The 20,579-nt window shown below is 44.0% G+C and carries 13 protein-coding genes; 7 read left to right on the top strand and 6 right to left on the bottom strand.

What is annotated here, in order from left to right; genetic code table 11:
• Window positions 1-111 precede the first annotated feature (111 nt).
• The 3 genes from JMX70_RS06795 to JMX70_RS06785 all read left to right on the top strand — a co-directional run bounded on the left by JMX70_RS06795 (window position 112) and on the right by JMX70_RS06785 (window position 4,283).
• Window positions 112-1,959, top strand: coding sequence for an ABC transporter ATP-binding protein (locus tag JMX70_RS06795; RefSeq protein WP_068404733.1), 1,848 nt, complete (start codon window positions 112-114; stop codon window positions 1,957-1,959).
• Between the two features lie 76 nt (window positions 1,960-2,035).
• Window positions 2,036-2,626 (top strand): GNAT family N-acetyltransferase, encoded by a 591-nt coding sequence (locus JMX70_RS06790; RefSeq protein ID WP_198328871.1) that lies wholly within the window; start codon window positions 2,036-2,038, stop codon window positions 2,624-2,626.
• Between the two features lie 139 nt (window positions 2,627-2,765).
• Window positions 2,766-4,283, top strand: a complete 1,518-nt coding sequence (locus tag JMX70_RS06785; RefSeq protein ID WP_201590728.1) for a bifunctional 2-methylcitrate dehydratase/aconitate hydratase — start codon at window positions 2,766-2,768, stop codon at window positions 4,281-4,283.
• A 74-nt stretch (window positions 4,284-4,357) separates the two neighbouring features.
• On the opposite strand, the gene JMX70_RS06780 is transcribed toward JMX70_RS06785, so the two are convergent.
• A complete protein-coding gene (locus tag JMX70_RS06780) occupies window positions 4,358-5,113 on the bottom strand; it encodes an SDR family oxidoreductase (protein WP_201590726.1) in 756 nt (251 codons plus the stop codon).
• Window positions 5,114-5,360: 247 nt separating this feature from the next.
• On the opposite strand from JMX70_RS06780, the gene JMX70_RS06775 reads away from it, so the two are divergent.
• Complete coding sequence (locus tag JMX70_RS06775) at window positions 5,361-6,758, top strand: DUF2868 domain-containing protein (RefSeq protein ID WP_201590724.1); 1,398 nt, start codon at window positions 5,361-5,363, stop codon at window positions 6,756-6,758.
• Window positions 6,759-6,817: 59 nt separating this feature from the next.
• The gene (locus JMX70_RS06770; protein ID WP_201590722.1) at window positions 6,818-8,503 is read left to right on the top strand and encodes a DUF3482 domain-containing protein; all 1,686 of its coding nucleotides are present in this window, start codon (window positions 6,818-6,820) and stop codon (window positions 8,501-8,503) included.
• Between the two features lie 53 nt (window positions 8,504-8,556).
• Here the strand turns inward: JMX70_RS06770 and JMX70_RS06765 are convergent, their stop codons facing one another.
• From JMX70_RS06765 to JMX70_RS06755, 3 genes are all read right to left on the bottom strand, one after another.
• The gene (locus JMX70_RS06765; RefSeq protein WP_193031165.1) at window positions 8,557-9,600 is read right to left on the bottom strand and encodes an ArsA family ATPase; all 1,044 of its coding nucleotides are present in this window, start codon (window positions 9,598-9,600) and stop codon (window positions 8,557-8,559) included.
• A 68-nt stretch (window positions 9,601-9,668) separates the two neighbouring features.
• The gene (locus JMX70_RS06760; protein WP_227671189.1) at window positions 9,669-9,983 is read right to left on the bottom strand and encodes a cory-CC-star protein; all 315 of its coding nucleotides are present in this window, start codon (window positions 9,981-9,983) and stop codon (window positions 9,669-9,671) included.
• Between the two features lie 127 nt (window positions 9,984-10,110).
• Window positions 10,111-11,790, bottom strand: a complete 1,680-nt coding sequence (locus tag JMX70_RS06755; RefSeq protein ID WP_068404748.1) for a carbon starvation CstA family protein — start codon at window positions 11,788-11,790, stop codon at window positions 10,111-10,113.
• A 346-nt stretch (window positions 11,791-12,136) separates the two neighbouring features.
• On the opposite strand from JMX70_RS06755, the gene JMX70_RS06750 reads away from it, so the two are divergent.
• Window positions 12,137-12,805, top strand: a complete 669-nt coding sequence (locus JMX70_RS06750) for a hypothetical protein (protein WP_068404750.1) — start codon at window positions 12,137-12,139, stop codon at window positions 12,803-12,805.
• A gap of 102 nt (window positions 12,806-12,907) precedes the next feature.
• Window positions 12,908-13,471 carry a hypoxanthine-guanine phosphoribosyltransferase gene (locus JMX70_RS06745; protein WP_068404752.1) on the top strand — a complete coding sequence of 188 codons (564 nt, stop codon included), beginning with the start codon at window positions 12,908-12,910 and terminating at the stop codon, window positions 13,469-13,471.
• Window positions 13,472-13,570: 99 nt separating this feature from the next.
• On the opposite strand, the gene recD is transcribed toward JMX70_RS06745, so the two are convergent.
• Both recD and JMX70_RS06735 read right to left on the bottom strand, forming a co-directional pair.
• Window positions 13,571-15,772: an exodeoxyribonuclease V subunit alpha gene (recD, locus tag JMX70_RS06740; RefSeq protein ID WP_201590720.1), complete on the bottom strand. Its 2,202-nt coding sequence runs from the start codon at window positions 15,770-15,772 to the stop codon at window positions 13,571-13,573.
• A 101-nt stretch (window positions 15,773-15,873) separates the two neighbouring features.
• Window positions 15,874-20,502: a UvrD-helicase domain-containing protein gene (locus JMX70_RS06735; RefSeq protein WP_201590717.1), complete on the bottom strand. Its 4,629-nt coding sequence runs from the start codon at window positions 20,500-20,502 to the stop codon at window positions 15,874-15,876.
• Window positions 20,503-20,579 lie beyond the last annotated feature (77 nt).

The raw sequence follows: 20,579 nt of genomic DNA, 5'->3' as shown, positions 1-20,579 counted from the left end.
GTAACAAGGTTTAAGATACTGCTTAAAGTCTTTATACTGGTGGTCGCTTATTATTATGAATAATAAGCAGTTAATACATGCCAATATCAAATTAAATAGCGCCTTAACCCTATGAGTACTCCGCCACGCCGTGTTCCTTTAGACATCAAGCCGCCCACCAAAAAAAAGGAACGGGGGGCTTTGCTGTGGTCGATTTTAAAAAGGCTCGGAGAGTTTGCAAGACCCTATCGCGGGCTTTTTATTTTAACCTTAATATTGACAGTGCTTGGGTCGTTTACCGCGCAGGTGAATGCCTTTGTCTTGCAATATACCATCGATACTTTGACCAATATTGTTGGTTTACCTGACCCATGGGTAGAAGGTATAAAATTACTGACGCTCATTAGCGTGATTTTATTGGTGAAAGAAGTCCTTAACGTCATCATTACCTTTGGTCAGCGCTATTTTGGTGAGCGTATCCGTATTAACCTATCGCGTGATTTGTCACAAAAGGTGGTTGACCGTATTTTGTCTTACAAAATGGCGTTTTATACCAGCGACGAGAACGCCAGCGGTAAGCTGCAAACCCGCATTGATTTGGGGGTCAGCAGTCTCACGCAATTGGTACAAAACTTCTTTATTGACATGCTGCCGCTGTTTGCCAGTGCTATCGTGTCATTAATCATTATGTTTAACGCCAATTTTTGGGTCGGTATGGTCGGTTTGATTATTGTGCCGATTTACTTTTTTGTCAGTCAGCGCCAAGCCAACCGTCTGCAAGGGTTTCGCAAACAAATGCGCCAATATCGCGAGACTAAAAGCGGCTTGGTGATTTCGATTATTGACTCTATCACGGTGATTAAATCCTTTGTGCGCGAGCCGATTGAGTCCGGTAAGCATTGGGACATCCAAAAGGATATGACCGCCAATCAGCTACGTATTCGCAGTATTGCGTTTATGTATAACGCTGGCAAAACCTTTATCGAGCAAATCGGCGTGGTGGCAATTATTGTCCTAACCTCATATTTTGTGCTCAACGGACAGATGACCATTGGCGCCATTATGTTCCATATCCTACTGTTTCAAAACGTCGCGGCTCCCATTCGCGAATTGCACCGCATTTACGACCAAATTAATAATGCCCTCACCTATGCCGAAGGCTTTTTTGATATCTTGGACGACGACCAAGCAATTGAGAACGAAGGTAAAGTCAAATGTACCGATTTAAAAGGTCATATCGAGCTAAAAGATGTCAATTTCTCCTACCCCAATGGCAAGCAGGCGCTGCATGATGTGAGTTTTAATATTCATCCCAATCGTATCACCGCTTTGGTCGGATTAAGTGGCGCAGGTAAAAGCACGATTATTAATTTATTGGTCAAATTCTATGATCCAAGCAGCGGCACTATTTGCCTCGATGGGCGTAATTTAGAGGACTACAGCACCCATGACTTGCGTGAGCAAATCGGCTTAGTGCTACAAAAGAACCATATTTTCTCAGGGACGATCGCCGACAACATTCGTTACGGGGCGATGGATGCCACCGATGAGGAGATTATCGACGCCGCCAAACAAGCCTCTATTCATGAGCAAGTCGTTGGTATGCCTGAAGGCTATGACAGTGAAGCCAAACTACTCTCCGGCGGACAGCAGCAGCGTATCGCGCTGGCAAGGATGTTTTTAAAAAACCCACCGATCGTATTTTTGGATGAACCAACGGCCAGCCTTGACGCTATTGCCACCCAGCAAATTAAGCACAGTCTAGATTTAATTAAAAAAGACCGTACGGTGATTATTGTCTCGCACAATATCTCGCAAATTATTGACGCCGATGATTTGGTGGTGATTGAAAACGGCCGTGTGATGGAGACTGGCACGCATGAGGAGCTTTATGCCAATCACGGTAAATACTATGAGATATTCAATGCCATGTCCGATAGTTTGAATTTAGATAAAATCAGTCAAACCTTAAATAGTTAATATAAGGCGAAATCGTTATAATGCTCAGTCTTTAAGACATTAAAAAACCCTTTAAATCGTTAAAAGCTAGCCAACTATGACCTGTGAATTTTCTATAAAAACCTTTGATGAGCTGACTACCGTTGATGTTTACCATATTTTAAAAGCGCGCTCACAAGTATTTGTGGTCGAGCAAAACTGCCCGTATCAAGACATGGACGAGGTGGATTTTGATTGTCTGCATCTGGTCGCCCATCAAGACGAAGCCTTGATTGGCTATTGCCGCATCATTCCGCCGCAATTTAATCATAAAAGATCCTCGGTTAATCCGTCAGGTCCGATACCGGCGATTGGCAGGGTTCTGGTGTTAGCAGAGCATCGCGGCTATGGCGTTGCCCGTCAAATGATGCTTGAAGCCATCAAATACTGCCGTAAAAAGTATGGTAAAAAAACCATCATCATCTCCGCGCAGACTTATTTGCTAAACTTTTATGAATCACTTGGATTTATCGTTGAAGGTGAACGCTACCTTGAAGACGGTATCGAGCATGTCACCATGGTTTTACCTGTCATTAAAAAAGTAAAGGTGAAAAAAGAAAGCTCGGGAATGGTGAGTAGTATTCTCAGTTTTTTACTCTTGATACTGGCACTTTTATTCATTGTCGGTTTGGTTTATCTCATGGTGTAACTTATGAAACGATAAAACAGTCTTACACGACTTCACTGTTGTTCGATATTGAGTATGTTATTTTTGTTACATCACTGATTGATAAATCATGTCGCTTATCAATCGCTCCAATATTGGACTCAAGGAAGAGGTAACGATTATGTCTACGACTCAAAACGCTACGGTAGAGAGCAATGTCCGTCCAGAGTATGACGATGAGATTCAAAAAATCGCCGACTATATGCTTAATTACTCTATCGATAACGACTCGCCCAATAGTGCCGATGCTTGGAATACTGCTCGCCACTGTCTGATGGACACCCTAGGCTGCGGACTGTTGGCACTGCGTTTTCCTGAATGTACCAAACACCTCGGACCCGATTGTGCTGATCAAATTACTCCTAATGGCGCGCGCGTCCCTGGTACGCCTCATAGACTTGACCCCATTAAAGCCGCTTTTGATATTGGCTGCATGGTGCGCTGGCTTGATTATAATGATACGTGGCTTGCTGCTGAATGGGGACATCCCTCAGACAACTTAGGCGGAATTTTGGCAGTGGCGGACTATATCAGTCAGCAAAATGTCAGCCAAAATAAAGCACCGCTCACTATGCACGACGTTTTAGAAGCGATGATTATGGCGCATGAGATTCAAGGTGTGCTTGCCTTAGACAATTCATTTAATCGTGTCGGGCTTGACCATGTGTTCCTCGTCAAACTCGCCTCAACGGCGGTGGTCGCCAAACTCTATAAATTACCACGCGAGCGCATCATGGCGGCGATCTCGCAAGCGATTGTCGATGGTCAAGTGCTGCGTACTTATCGTCATGCGCCAAACGCTGGTAGCCGTAAGTCATGGGCGGCAGGTGATGCCACCAGTCGTGCGGTACGCTTGGTCGATATCACCCGCCGCGGCGAAATGGGCATTCCGGGAGCATTAACCGCGCCGCAATGGGGCTTTTATGATGTGTTGTTTAGCCATACCAATAAAGACCTAGCACTCAAACCTGCAGGCGAGCGCCGTTTTACCTTTCAGCGCGAGTTTGGTAGCTATGTGATGGAAAACATCTTATTTAAGATAAGCTTTCCTGCCGAGTTCCATGCCCAGACTGCCTGTGAAGCAGCGGTTATTTTGCATCCTATGGTTGATGATAGAATCGATGATATTGAAAAAATCGTCCTGACCACGCATGATTCAGCGATTCGAATTATCTCCAAAGAAGGCGCACTTGCCAATCCTGCCGATCGCGATCATTGTTTGCAATATATGGTTGCCGTGCCTTTATTGACGGGTGACTTGATGGCAGAGAACTATGAAGATGATTACCACGAGCAGCACCATATCTTGATTGATGGACTGCGCCGTAAGATGGTCGTCGTCGAAGATCCCAATTATTCAAAAGATTATCACGACCCAAGCAAACGCTCGATTGCCAATGCCATTCAGATATTCTTTAAAGATGGGAGCAGTACCGATAAAGTCGCTGTCGAATATCCTATTGGTCATAAGCGCCGCCGCGCTGAAGGCATCCCAGTACTCAAAGCAAAGTTCCGAGCAAGCGTGGCAACGCGCTTTATTGACAGTCGCTGCGCGGATATTTTTGCGCTATGTGATGATCAAAAGCGCTTAGAGCAAACCCCAGTCAATGAGTTTATGGATTTATTTGTCGCTAATTAATGTTAAAGCGTATAAATAGTTCAGCGCGTTTTTGTTTTTATGAATCGTGTTTTTACCAATTTTTTACAAGCCTTTTACCAAGCTATCGACTCACCTGCCCAATCGACAAAACAACCAGATTGGGCGGAAGTCATCCTATCAAGTACTTCTAGTAAACGCTCGGCGCTATAAGCTGGCGAGAACAGCTTTTCGTCAGCCACATTGCCCTGAAAAGGCGATGATAACTGGGTATCGACGGTGCCTGGCTGCATGACGACCACGCAGACATCCTTTAGCGACCGACTCCATTCAATGCTCAAATTTTTTATACCCATATTTAGTGCCGCTTTACTCATACGGTAGCTGTACCAACCGCCAAGCTGATTGTCGCTAATACTACCAACCCGAGCCGATATGGTCGCAAAAATCGCCGGCTTATCCGCATTGCGCTCGGCTTTAGCCAGTAGTGGCTTGATATGCTTGGCAATCAGCAGGCTGGCTAAGGCGTTAATCTGCATATTCTGTAAAAAGAAGTCCGTCTCCAATTGTCGTAGCGCTTTTTCTGGTTGATTATGCGGCGTATGCAATAGCCCCACACAATTAATCGCCCAATCAATATGAGTGGTTTGCTGCTTAATATCAGCAATGGCTTGCTCGATACTTTTCTCATCGCTGACATCCATCGGTAACCAATACAAATTATCGGCTGCAAAGTTAGGCTGATTTGTATGATAAGTGGCAAATATTTTTCCACTGCTTTTATTATTAGCACTTAACTCTATCAGCTGTTTAACCATCGCTTTACCGATACCACCGGTGCCGCCAACGATGAAGTAGTTATTTTGATTCATAAGGCATTCCTTATTGCTATTTTTATGATGTGCGACTACTAACTTACATTCATTTTGGCGTATTTATTTTACATTTACTATGCTAAAACGCTAAGAATAATAGAAGTTATCGCTATTCTATATAGGCTACAATAATCACTGACGGGTAAATACTCGACATCTATCAGTTGAGATGTCTAACTGCCGTTAACCTTTAATCTTAACCTTTTAAATTTAACCAACGCCTTTATACGGATGTCATCGCCCTATGCTATCGCCCCAAGACCAATTGACTGAGCTGGTACGAACGCTTGAGACGCAGCGGCATGTCTTTGCCACTGACCCGCTACTTATCACAGAAAAGCTGCAAAGTGAGGATGGGAAGCCCATTCAAAAGTTACATCGCCGCGCCTCGCGTATCGATAGTAACGGTGCGCTGGCACGTGTGCTTGGTAAAATTGATGGGCGCATCAAAGGTATTATGCTGGTTATGAGTGTGCTGTGGTGCATTTCGGGGTTTTTGGGGCTGTTTACCTTGCTGCAGACCAATGTGGTGAACTTCTTTTATGTGCTGGTTTGTCTGCTTGGGTTTCATACCATCATGCTCTTAGGCTGGCTAGTCATGACTTTGATTAATCAAGGTAAGCAGTCGTCAAATTGGTTTGCCAGTTTTGTGAGTCCAAGTTATCTGATACGCGGTAAGGACGATGTCACCAAAGCGGCGGTTGATTTGTACGAGCGTCAATTACAACACAGCGGTATGCGTTGGTATCTGGGGCGCTTTAGCCATCAATTGTGGCTCGCTACCTTGACTGGTATGCTGCTGGCGATCATATTTTTGTTGATTGTGCGCCAGTATAGCTTTAGTTGGGAGTCGACATTACTCTCTGATCAGGCGCTGATCACTTTGACTCAAATACTCGGCTGGTTACCAAGCAAAGTTGGATTTACCGTGCCGGACAGTGCTGCTATCGTGCAGAGTCGTTTGGTGACGGATGCCATGCCATTATCGATGGCGCGGCAATGGGCAGGTTTATTGGTCGGTAGCTTGCTGATGTACGGTATTGTACCAAGGGCGATTGCTTGGATATTTTGCGCCTTGATGTTCCGACGTAAAAAGATGCGTTTGGATATCAAGCAGCCATATTATCAAAAGATTCTGAACTTTTGGCAGCGTCATGTGGTCGATGCAGATGATTTTAAGGCAGCGCCTGCTCCTGTCGCGCCAAAAGCGACAGTGAGTACTGGCAAGAAACTGGTTGCTCTACTTGAATACCCATCACAGCAGGATCATTGGTGGCAATCAGGACTGAATGCCGACATAAGTAGCCATAGTAATAGTAACATTAACAATGTCGAGAATTTCGGTATTGTTGACGACCGTGATGATATGGAGCGCTTAACGACTTATTTGGACAGCCATCCGGTTCAAGTGCTACTAGGTATACATAGCAAGGCTTTACCTGACCGAGGTACACTGCGTAAACTTGATCGTATTGCCGAACATGCCGCAGACGGCCTTATTGTACAGCTGCTCGGTGATGCCAACACCGCTAACACCAACGAGCAAGAGCAAGACTCAGAAATCCAAAGCGCAGAAAATCAGGGCGTTCGTTATCAGCAGTGGCAGACCGCCCTTGCCGCTCGAAAAATCGGCTTGGTTTAGCTTGCTTGTTTAGATACTCTAATACCGATACTCAATAATATTAATAATAAGATTCTATTATGAACAATGACAATAATAATCAAAGCAACCATCAAGATAATGCCAAAGCTGTCGGCCTGTTCGCCGATAAAGCCTATGAGCCCGTACGCGACTCAGAAGCTGATTTGAAAAATGAAAATGTGAATGCTGATACAGAGCTATCGCTGGATAAACCAGCGTCAGATGATCAAGCGCTATCGGTTAATACTGCCTTTAATAATAATGTCTCTAAAAAGACCATTGCCAGGGGCGAAGCACTCAAACTAGCGGTCGTTGGTCATACCAATACCGGTAAAACGTCACTACTGCGTACGTTACTCCGCGATGTTTATTTTGGGGAAGTGAAAAACGAAGCGGCAACCACTCGGCATGTCGAGCAAGCAAAATTAACCGACAGCCAAACGGGCGAAGTATTGGTGGTGCTGTATGACACGCCGGGTTTAGAAGATGCTTCGGGGTTAATGGATTGGCTAGAAGACAACACTGCCAGTCGCCGTGACGGTATTGAGCGTTTGCAGCAGTTTTTGGCAGCCGACATCGCCCAAGGCGGCGATGCGCTAACTAGCAATGGTAGCAATGAGGACTACAGCCAAGAAGCCAAAGTGATTCGGCAGCTGCTGGCAAGTGATATGGCCATCTATGTTGTCGATGCGCGTGAGCCGGTACTCGGTAAGTATAAAGATGAGCTGGCTATTTTATCGTGGGCTGCAATACCTGTTATGCCGGTATTTAACTTTACTGACAGTCAAGATGCCAATATCGACGCATGGCAGACGATGCTCGCAAGACGTAACTTGCACATCTCAACGCGTTTTGATTCCGTGGCTTTTGAGTTTAAGGATGAGATGCGCTTATGGCAAAATCTTGCCATCATGCTCACCCATTCTGAGATGCTTGAGCAACTCATGGTACGCCGTACGGAAAACTGGGCGCAGCTCTATGAGGAGGCCAATATCATCATTGCCGATTTTTTATTAAATGTTGCCTCCTTTGTGCGTGAAATTAGTGAAGATGATGATCCAATGCCCGTACTTGCGCAAATGCAAGAAGCGGTCAGGCAGAGTGAACGGGCAATGCAGAACAGCCTGCTTAACTTATATAAATTTTATGATAACGCCGTGGCAGCAACGCCACTTGAGTTACAAGCCTATCAGCAAGACCCGTTTGACCCTGAACTGCTCAAAAGCTATGGTATTCGCACGACATCTGGTGCAGCAGCGGGCGCATTATTAGGATTGGGCATTGATGCGGCGGCACTCGGTACAACGTTAGGTTTGGGCGCTGCCATCGGTGGTATCGCAGGCGGGCTATTATCCAATACCAGTAGCATCGCTGATAAAATCACTGGCGTAAAGCGCTTATATATCGACCCTGCCACCCTAACCTTACTCGCCACGCGAGCGATAGATTTGCTCACCGCACTGCGTCATCGTGGTCATGCAGCAACCGATGCCACCCAACTGATATATAGCGGCGCAAAAAACGATGCTGATATCTCAAATAACGACAACCTAAGTAACGATAATGAAGAAAGTGTCGTGACGCCGTGGCCGCCACATAAATTACCCAGTGAGCTTAAAAAAGCTCGCGGCAAACCGCAATGGTCATCACTTAGTAGCGGTAAATCTGAACAGGCTCAGCTACTACGTGCAGATATGGCGTGGTCGCTGGCAAGTAAATTACAGTTATATAAGCCTGAGCGTTAAGTGTTAACCGTCGCTTTATTTTATTTTTCAAACATATGGCTTTCAAGCGACCTTTAAGATGGTGGGCGTAACAGCATACTTAATGCTTCAGTACCGCGTATGTCTGTTTGCTGCAAGTAGATTGGATACAGTGGATACTTGGAGAAACTGTTTTCAATATCCTGCAGCAAGTGCTGTTGCCGCTTGGCACGAAGAAGCCAAAATTCATCTGACTGCGTGGGTACTATCAGCTGATTGATAACTATCGCGGCTGGTGTGAGTTTACTTTCTTCCAACTGTTCGATAGCGCGTTTGGTTTCTGCCAGTGGTAGCACATCGGCAGTCATCACCAATACAATCGCTGTTTGGCTACGGTCATGAAGCAATATCCCTGCTTGTCGAAACAGCTGTTTACGTTTTTCTAGTACGGCTACCGCTTGCTCCCAGCGGTCGGGCTTTTTTTGGGCAAACGGATTTGGCACATCTTTTTTATTGATGTCTTTTTGACTGCTCTTTTGATTGTGGCTGTCTAAATGGTTTGCGACTGAGCGTAATTTTGCCTGTCGCCGCTGCTGTGCTAGCAGCCCATCTGTCCATGCGCCCATCATCTCTGGCAATACGAGTAAGCGCAACGTATGCCCAGTGGGCGCGGTATCAAATATGATATGTTCATACCTTTTATCAGAGTCAGCATCTGCAGCTGTGATTAAATGCTGGCATATAGATTCGAGCATGGCCGCTTCTTGTGCGCCAGGTGCAGACTTTGATAGCTTTAGATGCTCACGGATTTTGGGCATCATATCTGGGTTGGCATAAGATTTAATGGTGGATTCAACTTGAGCAAAATGCGCATCGACGATGACATCGGGGTTGAGCTCAATGGCATCAAGATGCGGCGTAATCGCAGTTTTTTCATTATTGAGCCGTACATTTAACACATCACCGAGGCTATGCGCCGGATCAGTTGAGACAATCAAGGTCTTTTTTTGCTGGCTAGCATAATAGCTGGCAAGTGCCGCAGCCGTCGTGGTTTTACCGACACCGCCCTTGCCGCCAATAAAGATAATAGGCTGGGTCGATAGTTGATCTACTAATCCGTGTAGAGGGTGTAATGCCATATTTTTATCTCAATTTTAATTCATTCATTTTTTATCATTTTTTCTTATAAATCTAACTAGCAGTTGACTTAACAACAACCAACGTGGTCAAAGGGGCATTTATCCAACCCCATGCGCGTATGCCATTCATGGAAATTTTCCAAAAATAACGGCTGCAACTCCAAGGTATAAAAGCTAGCAGGATTATCAATGCCTAGGCTCTCTGCAAACATCAGCAGCATAAAGAAATCTTCTTCATCACGTGCCGCGCGTGCCATCGTCTGGCGATAAGGCGCATGATAAAACTCATTGAGTCCTGCCGCAAAACGTTGCCACCATGGTACTTTGTTTTTTACTTGGTTTGACGGGCTTTCTATTTGTTTTGGTATCGGGTTATCTTCCATGATTTATTCACCTCTGCTTATTTCTTATTACCTATCATCTCTATCATGCCTACCTCATACAAAAAACGCCAGCAATTGCTGCTAGCGTTTTTTTGATAAAAGTAAAAATGATAAGGTTTAATCTCAATTACGAATCCGTTTTACCTTTATGCAATGTCCATTCTTTACGCAGCACAGATAGACTCTCGAACGTTACTAGAATCGTTGCGATCAAAATAATAATGTCCATAATAATCAGCAGCCAATTGCCCTCGGTAAAAAAGGTTTTTAGCTGAATCAATAAGGCAAAAATGGTCATAACCAGCAAAAATGACAAAGGTGCTAAGGTGTACCAAACCGCTCTGCCTTTACGTAATAAAATAACCGTGACAATCATAAGGGTTAATGCTGCCATGAGCTGATTGGTGGTACCAAATAGTGGCCAAATAATCATGCCACCTGCACCATCAATACCACCGGCGCCAAATGCTAATAATAGACAGCTACCGACGGCAAGGAAAGTAGCCACGACACTTTTACTTAGCACTGGAATGTTATAAAACTCACCAAACTCTTGGAATATATAACGTTGTAAGCGGACACCCGTATCCATCGTGGTGCCAGCGAATAATGCTGCCATAACAGTGAGCATTGTTTGAGAAAGCACCATATCGATACCAACACCTGCATTTAAGATGGTCGCACCACCATCAATAAAAGCACCGATAGAGCCGTCGCCAAATTTTTGATAAACCGCTTGCCAATCACCGAGTGTCGCAAAACCTGCGGTGGCCGCAAGAATGGCGCCCAGTGCGAGCATACCTTCACCCATAGCGCCAAAATAACCAACAAAACGTACATCGCCTTCTTTATCAATCTGTTTAGAAGTCGTTCCGGTCGCCACCAAACCATGGAATCCTGAGATAGCGCCGCAAGCAATAGTGACGAATAACAATGGCATTAATGACGGCGTGCCGATGGGTAAATCATGATTAATCGCTGGCGCGACAATGTTTGGTGTCGCAATAAATACGGCTGCATACAATAAAATCAAACCAACAAATAATTGTAACCCATTAATATAATCGCGCGGTTGCAGCAGCATCCATACTGGTAATAATGAGGCAATCGCCGCATAGGCGAATAAGATAATAATCCATACGGCGTTATCTGGTAGCCCCATAAAAGTCTCTGGTAACACGACTGGGAACATAGGGCCAAGATAAATAAGTCCATATAAAGCGACAACGCCAATAATGGATACCCAAACCAGATTCATCTTATAGCGATAGATACATTGACCGATGATGAAGGCCACGACCAATGCGCCCCAGACAGGTAACACAGAAGATGGGGTCTTAATCATCATATTGGCAATAGCGACGCCAAATACTGCGTTTACCATTAATAATAATAAGAAAATAACCACCATCATTAAGCTACGTACACGTGTGCCCATGACGGTACCAGCAATCGAGCCAATAGACTGACCCTTATTGCGCATACTGGCCCAAATGGCTGACATATCATGGACGCCTGCCATAAAAATGGTCCCTAAAACCACCCAAATAATGGCCGGCACCCAGCCCCAAATAACCGCAATTGCAGGACCGATAATCGGCGCCGCCCCTGCAACCGAGGTAAAATGATGCCCCCACAATACATATTTATTGGTGGGGATATAATCTACCCCATCTTTCATCGTATGGGCTGGCGTGGGACGACTGTCATCCAAGGCCAAAATCTTAGTGGCGATAAATTTTGAGTAAAACAGATAACCGCAAAGCATTGCGGCCACACCAACCAACAGTACAATAGCACTATTCATCTTATCTCTCCCTAGACAAGTATTAGATAGCCTTACAAGTTCAAGCTTTTTAAATCAAAATCTTAAAAATATGCTAGATTAGTGAGCAGTGAAAGGCTCGGCTCACTGTTCTTCAAGAAACAGTTGCTAAGAAAACAGCTATCAATGAGATAACAGCATATCTTCTTGTGATTACTGGCTAATAAAGCATAGTATTTTAAGGTCAAAACGCTTGACCAATTAGCCATGAAGTATGGTGAGTCTTTACTTCTTGTGTGACTTAGCATTCTATGCCTTAAATAGTAACTCATTTGGCAGTAATTGTAACGTTGGTGAAACATTAAAAACGATAAATACAGGAGTTAGAATGGCCCATTATTTTGGATTTATACCGTCAGATGAATTAAAAGCGCTGATTATTGAGGCAGAGCAAATCGTTGAATCAAACGTAGAAACAGATTACTACCCCTATCGTGATGCCTTAACCCACCAAACGGCGCGTGACCTCACCGATAAATTATTGGTTGGACTGGTAGATATTATTCCAAATCCTGAGCGCCAAGCCGCCATGCGTAAAGTGGTCGGTACGGTCGAAAAAGCAACTGACACGCTGCTTAATATTTTATTGGGTAAAGAGAATAACGAAGAAGTGTTGCCGAGTTTTCATTTTTTACGTGATAAAGCGACCTTTATCGATAACGAAGGTGAAAAGCGTATCGGTTTTAAATTGTCAGATGCTGACGCCAAAATCATTGATGCTGGTTTTGCAGCGGTTACTCCTGAACACGTAGATATGAAAACGTTTAAAACGGCACTTGAAACGATGAATGAAGAAACGTTAACGCATTTCATTAGTCGCTATGCGGAAACGTTGAAGCTTGGCATGATTAAGCGCAAATCTGTGCCAGTTGCCAAAGCAGCTATCGATAAAGGAATGACCATGGCACTAAATAAATTACTGCCTGATCTACCTGATGCATCATTGAATCGTTTGGCCAATTATTATCGCCCATTTATCGTAAAAAAACCTGAATAGCGGTTGTATTAGCAACTATTATGTTTTTATTAAAACGGTAGTGTTGGGCAAATTTGCTAAAATTTGCTAAAATAGGCGGCACTTTTATCAAAGGCGCAACTCATGACCCAAATTAACAACCAAGAAATTGAAAAAACCCTGCGCAACTCAGAGTGCCTGATCAGCAGTATCGAAGTAGCCGCTGCTTATGAGCGCTTGGCCGCCCAGCTCAATCTACATTATGCCGGTTTAAATCCAATCGTGATGGTCGTTATGAACGGCGGACTTATCCCAGCCGGTCAACTATTGACTCATCTAACCTTTTACCATCGCATGCATTATATCCATGCATCACGCTATCGTGATAATGCGGGTACCAATGAGCTTGATTGGAAATTTAAGCCTGACGTAAGTATCGAAGGCGAACACGTTTTATTAATCGATGATATTTTTGACGAAGGTATTACTTTAAAAGCCATTGTTGAAGAATTAGGTAAAGAAAAACCCTTATCGATTGAATGTTGCGTATTACTCAATAAAGAGCATGATCGCAAAGTTGCAGACTTTGATGTTGATTTTGTTGGTATCAACGTTGCAGATCGTTATGTCTATGGCTGTGGCATGGATTTCCATGGTTACTTGCGTCATCTGCCTGGTATCTACGCTATTAAAGAAGACAAAATCTAGTCATTCTTTGGTTGAGTGTTTTGAATGTATCGCATAATAAAAAAGCATCCGACTGGATGCTTTTTTATTGCTTATTGCTTTGATTGTAGTCAGGGGCAATTAAAATTGCAATGCCAAACCCGTATGGCGCTCAGTGGGTGTTTGGACGGCCTTTTCCAAAGCGGATTTCGTACTATATATGGTTACCTGTTTTTTGGCACGGGTCACAGCGGTATAAATAAGTTCTTTACTCAGCAATCTTGCATGACTATTATCAAAAGTAATGGCCACATGATCAAACTCAGACCCTTGCGATTTGTGAATAGTCATCGCATAGGCTGTGGCGATCACCTCTTCATTGAGAAGATTGACGGCTATCCCTTGCTTCTTGTTTTCAAAAAACACTTCGAGTCGACTACGCTCATTACCAGTTTGCAAACAAAACCCAATATCGCCATTAAATAATCCTAGCTCATAATTGTTTTGAAGGACCATAACGGGACGACCATGAAACCATGTGTTTTGACCCAGTGGTAGCTTAAGCTCAGCAAGGTGCCATTGAGTAAAGTATTTATTAATATAATGGTCGCCCCACTCGCCATTATGGCCAGCAGTTAACACCCTGAACTGATTAAAGGTTTCCATTAATGAAGCAATGGTATCTTTAACTGATTCTGGCACGGATTTTTCTATTGGATTTATCAGCAGCGTTTTTATTTTGTTTATGTAAGTATGGTAGTTTGATGTGAGGTTTGAGATATTTTTATTCTTGCTTAGGCTATTTTCTATTTCATTATGTAGAGAAGCTTCTGTTTGTAAGGGGTTAATGTTATTCACATATTGAAAACTCAGTACCTTATCATGCTTTAACAGCTGCCAAATAGTATGAGTATCTGTCTTTGCCTTATTAATTTGATAAGCAAGCTTACCAATACCCGAATCTGATGTAAATCGACGACTCTCTGTTAGCTCTGCATGGATAGGCTCTAACCGCGGAATGCGGCACAAGTCAGCCAGTACCGCCCCTGCATCTACAGCTGCCAATTGGTTTGCATCTCCTAGTAGTATCAGCCTTGCGCCAGGCTTTACCGCACTCACAAGATAGTTCGCCAGCTCCACCCCTAGCATCGACGCCTCATCGACGATAATAATATCCTCGCCCAGTGGATTATTAGCATCATAACGCGGTCTGCCAGTACGTCCGATACCTAGCAAGCGATGAATGGTTTTGGCTTCTTGTAATTGTAGTTCGACATTCGCGGTGTCTAACGCGGCTTGCAAAGACTCTTGCATACGCTGTGCCGCTTTACCAGTTGGGGCTGCTAATGCCAAGCTAGCACTGTCAGTGCTAAATCTAATGCTTTTAGACGCATCTGCCCCACTCTCTGTTGCCTGTTGCAGTGCAATCACTAGCTGAGCAACGGTGTAGGTCTTCCCCGTACCGGGTCCACCAGTAATAATGCTAAAGGCGTTGTTATTGGCGACATTAATTGCCTTTATCTGATTTTCGTGTAGGTTTTCGGGTATTGCTATCTCTAGCGGTGTTACCTGATGGTCTAAAATAGTGTTGATGCGCGCGGCTAAGTTAAATTCTGCTTGCCAAGCTCTGTGTAACCAAAAAGTGATTGCTGCGTTTTGTTTATCAGCCTTTTTGTTATTTACAAGCTGATAAACGATAGGTTGATTATTTTTGCTTAGGCTATTTATATTTTCATTCTGGTTTGTATTAGCATTAACGTCAGCGAACAAAGTGTGCTCATCGATTAACTTAGAAAAAAACGTTAAGTTACTATTTTTCAATAATTGGTAGAGTGCCGCTACTGTATCAAGCCTTTTAACCAAGATCTCTTTTTCATGATTACTGAGTGCCAGCTGCGCCCATAGCTGGTCTTGCTTAGCAAACAAGTTCTCTAGCAGTACGAATATTGATACCTCAATACCCACCTCTGATTGAACCTCTATTTGAGTGTCATTCAAGGCAATAAGCGGCATTGCTAGCATCTCTAACAGCTGCTGTTGCCAAGCATATAGTGTCACCACTTCGTCATTGATATGACCGCTGAGCGGTACTTCGTGCTCAGTTTCCTGAATGGTGAGTACAGTATGCCCCTCTTCTAAATGCGCGGCTAACATAGTAAATAAGGCTGCAAATAAACCGCTGTCTGGTGTTCTGTCTATTTTTTCACTACCAGTATTAAGCTTGGCATCGGTCACGTTATACGCTAAATGCGTTTGCTGACGGCGCAGCAAAATATAGTCACTGATGTTGCTGGCCCAGCTTTCTTGTAAGCTAATAGCAGCGCTGCTCTTATTATTATTCATAAATTATTACTCATGGTCTGTTTTTCTCTATACTTATAGGATTAATCGCTACAGTAATTTGTTGCATCAAATTCGTAATTGCATTCATTTTGTGTACCCTGCTAACTGGGCATGCCAAACAATGCATCTAAGGCCTTAATAAAATCAATAGGAATATCCCATGTCACCAGTCCATAGCGGGCACTGTTTGTTGGTTTGTCATGCATTGTCTCACTGGCTATTGAGTCGCCGCCACTCAGTACATTCGCCTCTTTTGCTTTAGTCACCAACTGAGAGGTTGGATCATATACGCCTCGTAAAAAGACATACTCCACCGCGCCCAAATACTTAGCTTCATTGCCTACATAATCAGCAATTCGCATCGACAAAAACCGATGCAATGCCACTTGATAAATGGCTGCTTGCAACCAATACCCTGCTTTAGACATCGCTTGCTTGAGCGTAGCTTCGTTATAATCGCTTAGGCTATTTCCTAAAAAGTTACTTTTATAATCGACGACATAATACTTGCCAGCATGCTCATACACCAAATCGATTTCACCACGTAAATAACGATATAAATGCGCTTTGTTTTGCGGAACCAGATTGACATGTTTGTCGGTTTCATTAGGCAGGTACTGCTCAAAGAGCTGATTAATATCTTGTGCTTTAAAACGCTCTGACAGTCCCATATTGAACTCTAATTCAGCGAACCTATGACTTGCATCGATAGAGCGTAACGGTTGATTGGACGCTAATAGCGGCGTATGTAGCACCTCCTCAATCCAACCAATGAGAGCTTCATGCTTGCTAGCATCTATCGAGTCCGAATCCAATGAATCAGTATTTAATGAAGTACTATCGCCTTGCTCTTGCTTCTTCGCTTGTAATAGACGACTTTGAGTTTCAGCGCTGCTATATACCAATGGCAGCTGATAGCTACTGATCGCTCTATCGATAATCTCAGACCACTGCGATTTATTATTAAAATCAATTTTTTCAAATATCTCATGCAAAAATGTACCCGCATTGGCACCTTTCACAAAAGTAAAACGAATATCATCCTCTAGCTTGAGACTTAACTCATCGACTTGGTTGGCAGAATCATTATCATTCAGTGATGGCACAACTGAAACTGAGGTTTCGGTCATATCAATATCTATCGCATCATCAATACGCTCATCCATGATAGCCATTGTCTGCGTTGATTCGTCTAGCTGACGGGCTAAAGCAGTAAAACTGGTCTTAGCCCAACCGTAAAAGTAATTGATTTTCATAACTTCTGAAAAATCATCATACTTAATAGGCTCTGTTTTGGGCTTAATCGAGGCAAGCGGCTCATTTTCCGTTAATGCGCCTGCTTTAGCGGCAGCACAATTAACGTTATAGAAATCATTGACCTTATGCCCTCTAATCATACCTATAGTGCCTTTAAGTCTATCAGGCAATTCAAATTTTGGCTCTGGTGAATCAAACCAGTAGAACACCGGCTTTAATTCAAAACCTGTTTTGTTATGGGGATCCCGCAGCACCACATAAAGCTGCTCACTGGCGCGAGTAAATGCCACATAACCAAGCCGGCGCATCTCATCAAAGCCCTCTTGCGTCTCCATATCGGTATAGTAGCCCTCTGTGGTCGCAGAGCCTTGTACAGGAGAGAATCGGCGCTGATTGCCTGTCGATTGCTGAGCTAGCACTGACTGATTTTGTTGAATAGCGTCTTGTTGAGTAGCACCTTGCTGGCTAGGGTTTTGTTGCGCGTTATAGAGATACAATCCATATTCTTCTTTATTACCTGACTTCCTACTGGCATCGCCCATACCCAGCACATAAACAATGGGAAACTCCAACCCTTTTGATTTATGAATGGTCATCAGCTGCACACCAGACTCTGTCGGTAGCGGATACTGCTTAGCCCAATCACTGCTAGGCGCGGTATCTATGTTTTGTCTAAACCAGGCTAGCAGCTCATATTCACCCATGCCGATACCATACTGTGCCAAGATATCCATCACATGACGCAAATCCATAATATGACGCGCGCCTTCTGGATGCGCGGCTAATGCTTGCCAAACGCCTTGCGGCTGCACAGGGCTTTGATCTAACAAGTAATGCATGGCCGATAATATGCCAAAGTGCTGCCAACGCTGTGTGCCTTCTTTTAAATAGCTAATAAAGTCTTGATAGCTTTTCTTATTATCAACGGCTTTTGTATTAGCGCTATTTAAATCTACAACCCCTGACTCATGGTCAGTCATCATGGCTTTGATATCTTTTATACTCAGGCCATACAAGTGACTGGTCAGCACCCGATTAATCATGTCATGACGATAAGGATATAGCATGGCACTCAGCAGCGCTGCCACATCCTCTGCCATGACGGTTTCAAAGATACTGACATCACTGGTGGTCAAGGTCGGCACATTGAGCTTTACTAGCTCGTCTTCCACCCGTTTTAAGTCTTTTTTGGCACGTGCCAGCACGCCGATATCGCTCGGCTGAATCGGCTTGCCTTTTAATGTCTGACCACTGCTGAGTAAGGTCGCAATATGACGCGCTGTGATTTCATGCTCATCGTACTCAAGCTCCTTGTCTTTATCATAAGGCAGGTGCAACACACTCACTGGCTGAGCAGAGAGCACGTCACTCACCAAGTCACTCACTAAATCGCTATTTAGGTCACTGGTTAGTATGTCTGGCTCATTAAACCAAGACAGCTGATTTTCTTCTTTATATGCTTTGATGTGCTGGTAATAAATCCCTATGCCTAACTGTGCGAGCCTATTCTCATTAGTCACAGACGCAGGCATACCAAACCAGCAGTTTAGGGCATTAATCACACTGGCGTTTGAACGGCGGTTAATATCGAGCGTCCAAAGGCTGCTTTTGTCAAACTGGGCTTTCATATAATTGTAGTTGGCGACATCACCACCGCGAAACCCATAAATAGCCTGCTTAGGATCACCAACCAACAACAAAAACTCATGGTTGGCTTTATGAGTAGTAGCCTGCTTGTCATTGGCCGACGGTTTACGCTTCGGCAGATAGATGCTTTCAATCATAATGGCTTGCTCGCCATTGATGTCCTGCGACTCATCAATCAATGCCACTGGATAGTGATGACGAATATAACGCGCCAGCTTCTCTCCTTGCCGACCGGTTAATGCTTGGTTTAAGCGTACCATCTGCAAGCTAAAGGTGGTTTCACCGCGCTCTTCTAAGATAACCGGCAGCCTGTCACGTACCGCAAGCACGATATGGCGATTTAGATTGGCTAATAACAACACAATGTGCTGATTTAAACCGTCAACCATATCCAAAATCGCTATTAACTTACTGATGGTTTCTAACGCGAAAAACGCCTCGTGCTCTTTTTCTTTATTCTTATTAAAATTCTTAATCTTGCCCTCTTCATTGGGATATCTAGAATCCTGCAATGAGGTGAGAATCTTATTTTCACGTTCATTTAGATAATTAGTAAACGCCAGCTGATGCTCCGCTATTTTTTGATGCACCTCAATAATGGCATCAAACTGCGTCGTTAAATTAGAACGCCCATTAAACCCTTGAGATTTTCGATAATCAGGATTTAAATACGGCTGAATATCTGCCAAATCCAATGTCGCAAACTCATGTAATAGCTGTTCATACAAACTAAAGTCAAAACCTTGGGTTAGCTTTACCTCATTAATCGGCGCAGAAATAAAATTAAGCGATCGAGTCACATAACTTTTATGATCGCCAACCGCCGTCAGCTTACCTTGCTGATCCATCAATGCATACAGCTTAGGCTGCTCGTGATACAGCCTACTTTGAAACTGACGCAGTTCATCATGAATAATACTGTCCGTCACTTGCTCAATGCTGCTGTCTTCAATAATAGCCATGCCTTGCTGATGACCGGTCTCGCTACTGTACTCTTTCAACCATTTTTGCGCCAAGCTATCGAGGGTACCGACAAACAGCTTATCCAAGGTGGTTAATACCAACGCCGTACGGCGAATGGCTTCCGTCATGGGATAGCTGTATACATGATCAAGCAAGTAGCCGACCAAATGCAGATTGATAGGGTCTTGCATGATGTCATCTAAGCGCGCATATTTAGCCTGCGCGACCAACCAATCCTCACGATCTTTTTTTGCTTGTGCGCGCTTTTCAGCAGTGGCTTTTTTGTCGTGAGCTTTGTCATAAACAACGTCTTGATTTAGTTCATCAGCATCTGTTTCTGTTTCAGCGTTTGAATCCGTGCTTGAGTTCTTGCTCGCCTTTTTATCCTTATTACTATCAGGTGTCACCTGTAGTATATGAGGATACAAACTCTCTTTATTAGCGGGGTCAGCACTCAGGCTATTCACCCATTGCAGCAGCTGATAAAAATCCACCAAACGATCATGAATGCGCTGACGCATTTCAGCTGCCGCGGCGCGAGTAAAGGTCGTCGCAATGATTTGCTCTGGCGCACGCCGTGCTTCAATCAACAGACGCAGTACAATGCCAGTTAGTGTCCACGTTTTACCCGTACCGGCTGACGCTTCGATAAGATGCCGACCCGTCAATGCAACATCAACCGCTGGTATCACATCCGCCTTATTCTTATTCTTAGGCTTAGTCATGGCGTCATTCGCAACCTCACTGTCAGTCCTACTCTGATATGTATCAAATAAGTGAGGCGATTCATTCAGGTACTCAGCGGATGAGTGTGGCTGGGTAGAAATGTCCATCATGTGAGTGGTGGCGGTAAATTCTGTCATATGAGCGTACACTTTTTATTATCAATTAAGCCAAAGGGCAAAAAACGAACCGTTTTAAACAGTTTTAAGTAACCAGC

Origin of the sequence: Psychrobacter pulmonis (assembly GCF_904846465.1) — a bacterium.
GTDB lineage: Bacteria > Pseudomonadota > Gammaproteobacteria > Pseudomonadales > Moraxellaceae > Psychrobacter > Psychrobacter faecalis.
This window is presented reverse-complemented; position numbering and strand designations above follow the sequence as displayed.

What these genes read in the sequence shown, in the direction of transcription:
- JMX70_RS06795 (WP_068404733.1), top strand. Translation starts at nt 112, where the DNA reads ATGAGTACTCCGCCACGCCGTGTTCCTTTAGACATCAAGCCGCCCACC.
- JMX70_RS06790 (WP_198328871.1), top strand. Translation starts at nt 2,036, where the DNA reads ATGACCTGTGAATTTTCTATAAAAACCTTTGATGAGCTGACTACCGTT.
- JMX70_RS06785 (WP_201590728.1), top strand. Translation starts at nt 2,766, where the DNA reads ATGTCTACGACTCAAAACGCTACGGTAGAGAGCAATGTCCGTCCAGAG.
- JMX70_RS06780 (WP_201590726.1), bottom strand. Translation starts at nt 5,113, where the DNA reads ATGAATCAAAATAACTACTTCATCGTTGGCGGCACCGGTGGTATCGGT.
- JMX70_RS06775 (WP_201590724.1), top strand. Translation starts at nt 5,361, where the DNA reads ATGCTATCGCCCCAAGACCAATTGACTGAGCTGGTACGAACGCTTGAG.
- JMX70_RS06770 (WP_201590722.1), top strand. Translation starts at nt 6,818, where the DNA reads ATGAACAATGACAATAATAATCAAAGCAACCATCAAGATAATGCCAAA.
- JMX70_RS06765 (WP_193031165.1), bottom strand. Translation starts at nt 9,600, where the DNA reads ATGGCATTACACCCTCTACACGGATTAGTAGATCAACTATCGACCCAG.
- JMX70_RS06760 (WP_227671189.1), bottom strand. Translation starts at nt 9,983, where the DNA reads ATGGAAGATAACCCGATACCAAAACAAATAGAAAGCCCGTCAAACCAA.
- JMX70_RS06755 (WP_068404748.1), bottom strand. Translation starts at nt 11,790, where the DNA reads ATGAATAGTGCTATTGTACTGTTGGTTGGTGTGGCCGCAATGCTTTGC.
- JMX70_RS06750 (WP_068404750.1), top strand. Translation starts at nt 12,137, where the DNA reads ATGGCCCATTATTTTGGATTTATACCGTCAGATGAATTAAAAGCGCTG.
- JMX70_RS06745 (WP_068404752.1), top strand. Translation starts at nt 12,908, where the DNA reads ATGACCCAAATTAACAACCAAGAAATTGAAAAAACCCTGCGCAACTCA.
- recD (WP_201590720.1), bottom strand. Translation starts at nt 15,772, where the DNA reads ATGAATAATAATAAGAGCAGCGCTGCTATTAGCTTACAAGAAAGCTGG.
- JMX70_RS06735 (WP_201590717.1), bottom strand. Translation starts at nt 20,502, where the DNA reads ATGACAGAATTTACCGCCACCACTCACATGATGGACATTTCTACCCAG.